Origin of the sequence: Oceanococcus sp. HetDA_MAG_MS8, assembly GCA_019192445.1 — a bacterium.
In the GTDB taxonomy this organism is placed as follows: Bacteria; Pseudomonadota; Gammaproteobacteria; order Nevskiales; family Oceanococcaceae; genus MS8.
Window position 1 is genome coordinate 1 of record JAHCMK010000017.1, and the last position, 7,820, is coordinate 7,820.

The 7,820-nt window shown below is 56.8% G+C and carries 10 protein-coding genes and 1 pseudogene; 3 read left to right on the plus strand and 8 right to left on the minus strand.

Going from position 1 to position 7,820, the window contains the following annotated elements; translation table 11 throughout:
• Both KI787_15570 and KI787_15575 read right to left on the minus strand, forming a co-directional pair.
• The coding region (locus KI787_15570; GenBank protein ID MBV6631374.1) for an amidohydrolase family protein at positions 1–993 on the minus strand (993 nt) is incomplete at its 3' end.
• 41 nt (positions 994–1,034) lie between these two features.
• Positions 1,035–2,168 carry a cobalamin-independent methionine synthase II family protein gene (locus KI787_15575; protein MBV6631375.1) on the minus strand — a complete coding sequence of 378 codons (1,134 nt, stop codon included), beginning with the start codon at positions 2,166–2,168 and terminating at the stop codon, positions 1,035–1,037.
• A gap of 427 nt (positions 2,169–2,595) precedes the next feature.
• Between KI787_15575 and KI787_15580 the strand changes: the two genes are divergently transcribed.
• Both KI787_15580 and KI787_15585 read left to right on the plus strand, forming a co-directional pair.
• A complete protein-coding gene (locus KI787_15580) occupies positions 2,596–2,988 on the plus strand; it encodes a hydroxyisourate hydrolase (GenBank protein MBV6631376.1) in 393 nt (130 codons plus the stop codon).
• Positions 2,989–3,168: 180 nt separating this feature from the next.
• Positions 3,169–4,170 carry a sodium-dependent bicarbonate transport family permease gene (locus KI787_15585; GenBank protein MBV6631377.1) on the plus strand — a complete coding sequence of 334 codons (1,002 nt, stop codon included), beginning with the start codon at positions 3,169–3,171 and terminating at the stop codon, positions 4,168–4,170.
• Positions 4,171–4,201: 31 nt separating this feature from the next.
• On the opposite strand, the gene KI787_15590 is transcribed toward KI787_15585, so the two are convergent.
• A complete protein-coding gene (locus tag KI787_15590) occupies positions 4,202–4,522 on the minus strand; it encodes a hypothetical protein (protein MBV6631378.1) in 321 nt (106 codons plus the stop codon).
• 229 nt (positions 4,523–4,751) lie between these two features.
• Between KI787_15590 and KI787_15595 the strand changes: the two are divergent.
• Positions 4,752–5,378: pseudogene (locus tag KI787_15595) on the plus strand (tyrosine-type recombinase/integrase).
• 91 nt (positions 5,379–5,469) lie between these two features.
• On the opposite strand, the gene KI787_15600 reads toward KI787_15595, so the two are convergent.
• The 5 genes from KI787_15600 to KI787_15620 all read right to left on the minus strand — a co-directional run.
• The gene (locus KI787_15600) at positions 5,470–5,775 is read right to left on the minus strand and encodes a DUF1826 domain-containing protein (GenBank protein MBV6631379.1); all 306 of its coding nucleotides are present in this window, start codon (positions 5,773–5,775) and stop codon (positions 5,470–5,472) included.
• 148 nt (positions 5,776–5,923) lie between these two features.
• A complete protein-coding gene (locus KI787_15605) occupies positions 5,924–6,436 on the minus strand; it encodes an ATP-binding protein (protein MBV6631380.1) in 513 nt (170 codons plus the stop codon).
• A 64-nt stretch (positions 6,437–6,500) separates the two neighbouring features.
• Positions 6,501–6,935 (minus strand): carboxymuconolactone decarboxylase family protein, encoded by a 435-nt coding sequence (locus tag KI787_15610; protein ID MBV6631381.1) that lies wholly within the window; start codon positions 6,933–6,935, stop codon positions 6,501–6,503.
• Positions 6,936–7,019: 84 nt separating this feature from the next.
• Positions 7,020–7,172, minus strand: a complete 153-nt coding sequence (locus KI787_15615; protein MBV6631382.1) for a hypothetical protein — start codon at positions 7,170–7,172, stop codon at positions 7,020–7,022.
• A gap of 87 nt (positions 7,173–7,259) precedes the next feature.
• Positions 7,260–7,820, minus strand: a 561-nt coding sequence (locus KI787_15620; protein MBV6631383.1) for a substrate-binding domain-containing protein, incomplete at its 5' end; no start/stop codon positions are given.

Below are 7,820 nucleotides of genomic sequence, written 5' to 3' on the forward strand. Positions count from 1 at the left end.
GACGACGCCGGCGTTGAGCAACCGGCGAATGGGAGCGATGCCTGCGCCCAGTTTGAGGTTTGATACGGCATTGTGGGCAACAGAGCACCCGGCTTCACCAAGCAGTTCGATGTCGTCCTCATTCATCCAAACTGAATGGGCGATGGCCACGTTTGGGGTCAGTACGCCAAGGTCCTTCATGTATTGAACCAAGCTCATGCCATAGAGTTCGGGACCCGTGACGGCCTGCGTTTTGGTTTCATGGACATGGGTATGAAACGGCACCTGACGCTCCAGCGCCAATGCGCTACACGCCTGCAGGAGGTCTGGTGTGCAGCGTTGTGGCGCAGATGGCGCAATCATGAAGCGCAGCCGCCCGTCTTCCTCGTGGAACCGTGCGAAGGCCTCCTTTGCGTAGTCAATGTACGCGTCGGCGCTGATCATCGGGCCAAGGTCGAGTTCCGCCTGCAGATCAGCTGGCACGAGATCGCGGGCATAAGGCAAGGTGTCTAACGGGTGAATGTTCATCACCGCGCTCGATACATTGGCCCGTATGCCAATCTCATCATAGGCCCGAAAGACCATCGCCAGACGCTCGTGATCATGATGCGGTGGATCGAAGAAATCGTCACACATCAGTGTCACGCCACTCTTGAGCGCTTCCATCGCTAGAAGAAGAGAACGCAGATATATGAGGCGTGGTGGCAGGATCGTCCCGAGGAGTAAAGGGTACGCGTAGAGCAGCCAGAGTTCGAGTGGCATCCCCTCATACCGGCCGCGGAAGAACGTCTCACTGGAATGCGTGTGTGCGTTGACGAGCCCCGGCATGACCAGCTTGCCTTCGCCGTTCATCACCGTGGCGGATCGCGGCGGCGCCAGATCTGGGCCCACCTCTGCTATGGCGTTGCCTTTGATAAGAAGGTCACCTGTGAAAGGGCGATCCCCATGCTCGCCCCCCATAGCAAGTATGGTTGCGCCCTTGATGAAGGTGGTCGCGCTAGATGGCTCAAGCATCATGCCTCTCCCAGTGCTAACCACCAGGCTCGCAGTGTACGCTAAGCAGCTTGGGCAACGGACAACGATGCCCCTTCCGCCATCGACTCAAGCTTCGCGTACGCGATTTCAGGATCAACTGCGCCGTATCCAGCGAAGGTACCAAACCCGCAATCGCTACACGCGATCACTCGGTCTTCGCCAACGATGTCAGTGAAACGGCCGATCCGTTCAGCAACCAACTCAGGATGTTCTACGAAGTTTGTCGTGGAATCGATAACACCCGGCATAAGGACCTTGTCTTCGGGGATTTCTTTCTTTCGTTCGCGAAACACCTTCCACTCATGGGCATGACGCGGATTGGCGTTCTCAAAAGACAGGTAGCGTGCATTGATGGACATCAGCGTTCTGAACACCTTATCCATGGCAATATCCAAAACGTGTGGGCCCTCATAGTTGCCCCAGCAGGCATGCACGCGCACCTTATCGCTCGGGATATCGCGCAGCGCGTGATTTAGGACCTCAACGTTGAACTCTGCTATTTTAATGAACTCATCGTCAGTCAGCTCAGAAAAGAGCATCTGCCGCGACAAAGCTAGGTCTGGACAGTCCAGTTGAACGTCAAGCCCGCTCGCAACGATCGCCTCATATTCAGGCTTCAAAGCATCGCCCAAGGCCTCAAGGTAAGCTTCGCGAGATGGGTAATGCTGGTTGGGCAAGAAGAGTGCTACCACACCCGGCGAAGCAGCATTCATAAAGCCCCTCTTCACTCCATGCGTCTCCATGGCGCCCTTCAGGTTGGCGATATCTTTGTCGAGATCGTCATTGCCGAGTGATCTGATCTCACCCGTGCACTGCGGACGAGAATAGGTCGGCGTTCCACCACTGTTGGACAGCCGCTCCATAAAGCTTGGGAACAGCTTCAGGTCAGCTGGGGCGCTGCGGGGGCTGTCCCCGGAAAAGCCGCTGTAACGATCCTTCACATACGTAGAGTAGGAGATTTTCGAGGTCTCACCATCGCTGACGATATCGATCCCCACACTTGCTTGACGAGCAACGGTTTCATCCACGGCTTTGGACATGGCAGCGTCAAACTGTGATTGATCATAATGCTCGCCCCTCTCGCGAGCGAATAAGAAATCGACAACCTCTTGCGATCGCGGCAAGGATCCTACGTGGGTGGTGAGCACAGTCATGTTGTTTCTTTCCCGCTAACAGACACAAGTATCAGTCAAACGACGGCCTCTCTTTTTGAGATTGCCGCACTATCGTTGGGTCTTAGGTCGGCACGATCTCGCCTGGCATCTAGTGCGCTGTTAAGGTTTCGAACGGCCTGAAATGAACGACTGAGCGGATCGACTTGCCCTCTTTGGGCAGGCCAAAAGGTGAGTTCGCTGCTCAAGGCCATCCATCACCGCATTGCGCTCTGGGATGCCACCTGGAGTGGCGTTACGATATAACTTAACGTATTGCAGCGTCACCGCAACAAGAACCGCACGGCGTCGGTCTCGAGGTATTCGGCTAGATGAAGACCGCGGAGGTTACCGAGGTTCAGGTAGTTTGCGGTTTGCTGATTGAGCCCAGACTCTCGATCAGGTGCGAGCGCGACAAGGAGACAAATCAATGCCTGAACAAGCAGATGCTGCTGTCGGGGGAATCTCCATCCACTGTGTCGACATTGCTCGCGGCATTCCGGCCGAGGGCCTACAGATTCGCCTTTGGCGTGTGGCAGAGACGCGTGAGCTCATCGCATCGGGAAGCTGTTCAGCATCCGGTGTGCTTCCGCATTCAGATCAGGATGGCCAGGGGATTATAGCTGGATTGTACGAGGTGGAGTTTGATGTCGCCAAGTACTATCGAGCGGCTAGCGTGGCTGTACCCAATCCCGCGTTTATGGAAACGGCAATCTACAGATTCGGGATCGAGCACCTCGCGGAGCATTTTCACTTGCCTTTCAAGTTCACACCCTGGGGCTTTTCATTGTTTCGAGGCGGAGCCTGTCCACCCTGCTTCTAGACTCGAGGCAGCTGCTCTTGTCGGACGCTACTGGCCCTGCATTCAAGAATTGGACATCCACCTTAACCGGCTTGCGGCCTCTAAACCTGGCCTTCCTCCGGCCCGCAAAACCTGCAACGAAACTGCGCGAGAAGCGAGTTCTGTGCTCACTAAGGCTCAACGAAAACGAATGAGGTTGCTTTGGAGATCGTAGCTGAGTTCGGATTGCGCGTTGTCAGCCAGTTCCAATCTCCAACCTTGGCTTTTCTTATCGGCGGCGTCTTACTGGCGGCGTCTGGATCGAAGCTGGTCATTCCCGACGCCATCTACAAGTTCGCGGTTTTCATGTTGCTCATGCGCATAGGCCTCAACGGAGGCATGGAAATCCGTGACGCAAATCTAGCGGATATGATCCTGCCCGCCCTTGCTGCGGTTTTCGTTGGGGGTGGCATCGTCATTCTTGGACTCGTCACGCTTGCTCGAATGCCGGGCATCAAGCGCGACGATGCCATCGCAACCGCCGGTCTGTTTGGAGCTGTCAGCGCCTCGACGCTCGGTGCAGCCATGGTGTTGTTGGAGCAAGACGGGATCGCGTACGAGGCGTGGGTGCCGGCGCTCTATCCATTTATGGATATCCCGGCGCTGGTATTGGCCATCGTTTTGGCGCGCCTGCACTCGGAAAAGGAAGGCGCAAAGAGGGGCAGGCGCGTTAGTACCTGGTCAATTGTGAAAGACAGCTTGCAGGGGGCAGCGCTATCAGCCTTGCTGCTCGGCCTACTTCTTGGGCTCTTCACCAACCCGGGACGTGTCTTTGACACGTTCTATGACCCTCTCTTCCGGGGGCTGCTGTCGGTGCTCATGCTGATCATGGGAATGGAAGCGTGGCAGCGCTTGAACGAGCTTCGGCGGGTGGCCCAATGGTATGCCGTATACGCTGCTGTCATGCCGCTTGTTCACGGATTGATTGCTTTTGGCCTCGGTTACTTGATCCATCTCGTAACCGGGTTCAGCCCTGGCGGTGTGATCTTGTTGGCGGTTTTAGCCAGCTCGTCATCCGACATTTCCGGCCCGCCGACACTACGAGCGGGGATTCCAAGCGCCAACCCTTCCAGCTACATCGGTTCATCAACAAGCGTCGGTACCCCCATCGCCATAGGTCTGGGGATCCCGTTCTTCATCGCATTGGCTGAACTTGTGTTTTAACTCGCGCCAGTCCTCTGTCAGGGTTGACCACTCAAATCTGGAACTTTCCCGGCCTCAGAATTTCGACCGGCTCGACATAAGTGATGCCTGAGTAGTTGTCGAAATAAGCGTCAACGATGGCCTCGGTAATTCGCTCTGCAACGTCGTGATCTGAAACGATAGCCTCGATCTTGATGTTCTCCAAAACCCCAGCAACTTGAGGCGCCCTATCGTTGCGCCTCTTTCCGCGACTGCCCTTTCCGCCAGCCGAGGTGTAGGTGTAGCCCGTCGCACCGTGCTCGGCCAGCAAGTCGGCGATGCCCTCTAGAATGGAACGCTCGGTAATCACAACGATTTTCGTTGCTGAGTACATTGTTGGCAACCGCCTCCGTTTACGTGCCCGATTGGTCTATCGAAGTTCAAAGAAGGCCAGTGTCAAGCGATAGGGCTTGATAACAGAACAAGCGCGATAACGATCGGGCGTCCGATTTCAGCTTCTAATATGAAGCGGCAGCTCGGCACCACGCTGCTAGGGCGGCAAAAGCGGACGTTAGCTTCATCCCATGGTTCAATGCTGATCTTTAGAGGAAAGGAGATCAGCCATGGCTGTCATACTCCAGTATGCCGCCCTATGTCGCCATTGGAATAAAGGTAAACTCGTCGGGCAAAAACCGCCGCTCAAGCCGCGTGAGGTTTGAGCCATCCGGGTCAGACTTCAAATCGCCAATAAGAAGCGTGATCTGGCCCTGTTCAATCTGTCGCTCGACAGCAAACTGCGCGGCTGCGACTTGTTGAGCTTGAGGGTCTCTGACGTTCGCACAGGTGGCGAGATTCGGAGCCGAACCAAGATCATTCAGAAGAAGACTGGCAATCCGGTCCAATTCGAGATCATGGATCAGTCCCGTGAAGCGATCCGCGATTGGTGTGAGTTCAAAGGACTGGAGCAGTATGACTGGCTGTTTCCAAGCCGGAAGGATTGCAACCGCCACCTCTCGACACGCCAGTACGCCCGTCTCGTAGACGACTGGGTTAATTCAATCGGTCTGCGATGCTCAGCTTACGGAACTCACTCGATGCGCAGAACCAAGGCGACGCTGATCTACCGGAAGACCGGTAATCTAAGAGCGGTGCAGCTCCTACTCGGTCACACCAAGATCGACAGCACCGTTCGCTACTTGGGTGTCGAGGTAGAAGACGCTTTGGAGCTAGCAGAAAATATCGAGCTATAGAGATCCCATTCTCCCGGTGGAAAATGTGACGTTAAACCTTTGGGGCTCAAGCGCCGGGCGCGATCTAACCTATACCTGAAATAATTTTGGTCTAGTGCGGGCCAAGATCAACTGGCTTTTGCGTTATCTGCCAAAAGGGATCCAGCACTAGAACGAAACGCGCCTGGTTTAGGCCCTCCATAGGCGGTGACCGGTGAAGAAGACCGGACATAGGGGGCTCCGGCCAGTGCGTTCCGCGCACTAGCACAGGAGCGCCAGTCGGAACGGAAAAGACGCGTCTTGGCTCGCTGCCGTCGGTGCTGACGCCGTACTGGGTGCCAGGGCCGCGATTGGCGGCAAAGCGGACATAATCCAGGCGCGGTGCGGCAATCAAAAACGACTGTTGTTGAGTTTCCAAGCACGTAGGGTTTTGGAGACCCAGTCCCAGTTGATGGCAGAGCGGACATGCGAATGCTGGATATAGCGTTTATCTGATACTCAGCGGCCCCACCCCGATTTTTGGCTTGGTGGGATGCAAGTAAGCGACCAATCATCGAGAAATGTAACTAGGTGTGTAAAACAATATTGAAACCCTCTTCTGGTTTGGGAGCAACGAAGTGCTCGGCGACTTGGCGAAAGTGGTCTTCAGTCACCTGAAATTCATGAGTGCCAAACGCATTGCGTTGCCTCAGCCGGGCAAGACACACAGCGTCTGGGGGCGTCATGACGTGAAGAACATGCGCTGCGCTGGTCTCCTCGATTATCCCGCGCATCCAAACCCGGCTTTCGATCGTATTGGCATAAAAGTCGAGCACAACAGACAGGCCAGCGCGCAGGAGCGAGGCGATATGCGGCGCCATCGCCTCGCGTAATTGCAGACTGCGGTGCTGGAAGTCGCGCAGTGTTTTTATTTCATTTGCGTACAGCAAATGCAGCCAAGCGTCCTCGCCGATCAAAACGGTTTGGCTGGCGCCCGCGAGCTTTGCTGCCAGTGTTGATTTTCCTGCGGCAACCTTCCCACACAGCATGTGCAAGGTAGCGGATTTTGAATTCATGATTTTGTTTCCTTGGCTCGGCATACCGGTCACCGTATCTCAGATCTGACGGTCCATCAGCGGTGCACAGGTGCATTGTTGCTGCAGACTAGTGCTTTGATCTCTGAACCCGGTTCCAAAGGTTGATCATACCCACATCGGCGGTGATCACCGCAATCTCCTCGTCAGAGTAATGGGCGCGCAACTGCGATCGCAGGGATGACAGATCGGTTTGCCGATCAAGGTAGGTCAGCGCCTCGGTCCACGCGAGCACCGCACGTTCGGCATCCGAAAACAGCTCAACGTCGTGCCAAACAACCAGCGCATCGAGCTTTTCTTGGGGCACGCCACCTTTTCTGGCCTGCTCCAGGTGCATGACCACACAGTAAGCGCACTGATTGATTTGCGATGCCCGAAGCTCGATCAGAACCGATAGCGTGTGATCAAGGCCGTGGTTCGCCATGAGCAAATGGGTCTTGCCCAGATGCCCGTAAAGCTCCGGCTGATTGCGTTCGTGGGTCAGGGGGAGTTGGGACGTCGTCATTGGTCTTTCCATTTTTACATTCAAGGGAGGGGATTGAGGGTTCGGGTATTGAATCGGCCTGGCCAAGCGGACAGGTTCGCGCGCCTAGCCCCGGCTACGGCGCGCAATGAGCGTTGCGGCGGGACCTGCCGTCGGCAGCACCCGCACGTCATCCATCAGAAGGTTTTCGAGCAGAGCCCGCACATGGCCGATGCGCAGAAAGCGCCCAGTTCCGCGCCGCGTCAGCGCGAGCCGCATGAACCAGTCCATCAGGCCCAATGGCGGTTTATCGGCGCAAAACGTCAAGCACAGCACGCCCCGCGGCCGCAGGACCCGGCAAAGCTCCTACAAGGCCTCTATGGGGTCGGGCACTGTCTCCAGAGCCCAGGCGCAGGTGACGATGGCGTAGGCACCATCCTGAAAGGGTAGGTCCTCCAAGCGGCTCAAGGAGCGGCGCACAGGAAGGTCTGCACAGCGCGCAAGCATCGCCTGGGACGGATCAGCCAGCGTGATCTGCTGCGGCGCGACGCCATCGGCGAGGAGCCGCCCGATCAGGCGTCCCGCCTCGCCGCCGATGCGCTTCGGGTCGACGACGACGGTGGTGATCGACGGGGACGCGAAGCGCGACACTTCGAAGTCCCCGAAACCGGCGAGGCCGATGTCGCCGGGGACGTTCAGTCCGAGCGCCGTCAGCGCCGACAGCATGCCGAAGGCGGGCACGTCCGACACGCAGAAGACGCAGTCGGTGTCGGGAAACCGCTCCAGGAGGACTTTGGTCGCTTCGGCGCCGTCCTCGATGGTCAGGGGCGGCTTGCCGACCCGCAGGATCCGCGTATCCGAAAGGCCGGCCGCCCGCATCGCCTCGCGAAATCCCTGGCGGCGCGCAGCACCGCGAAAGTTTCCATG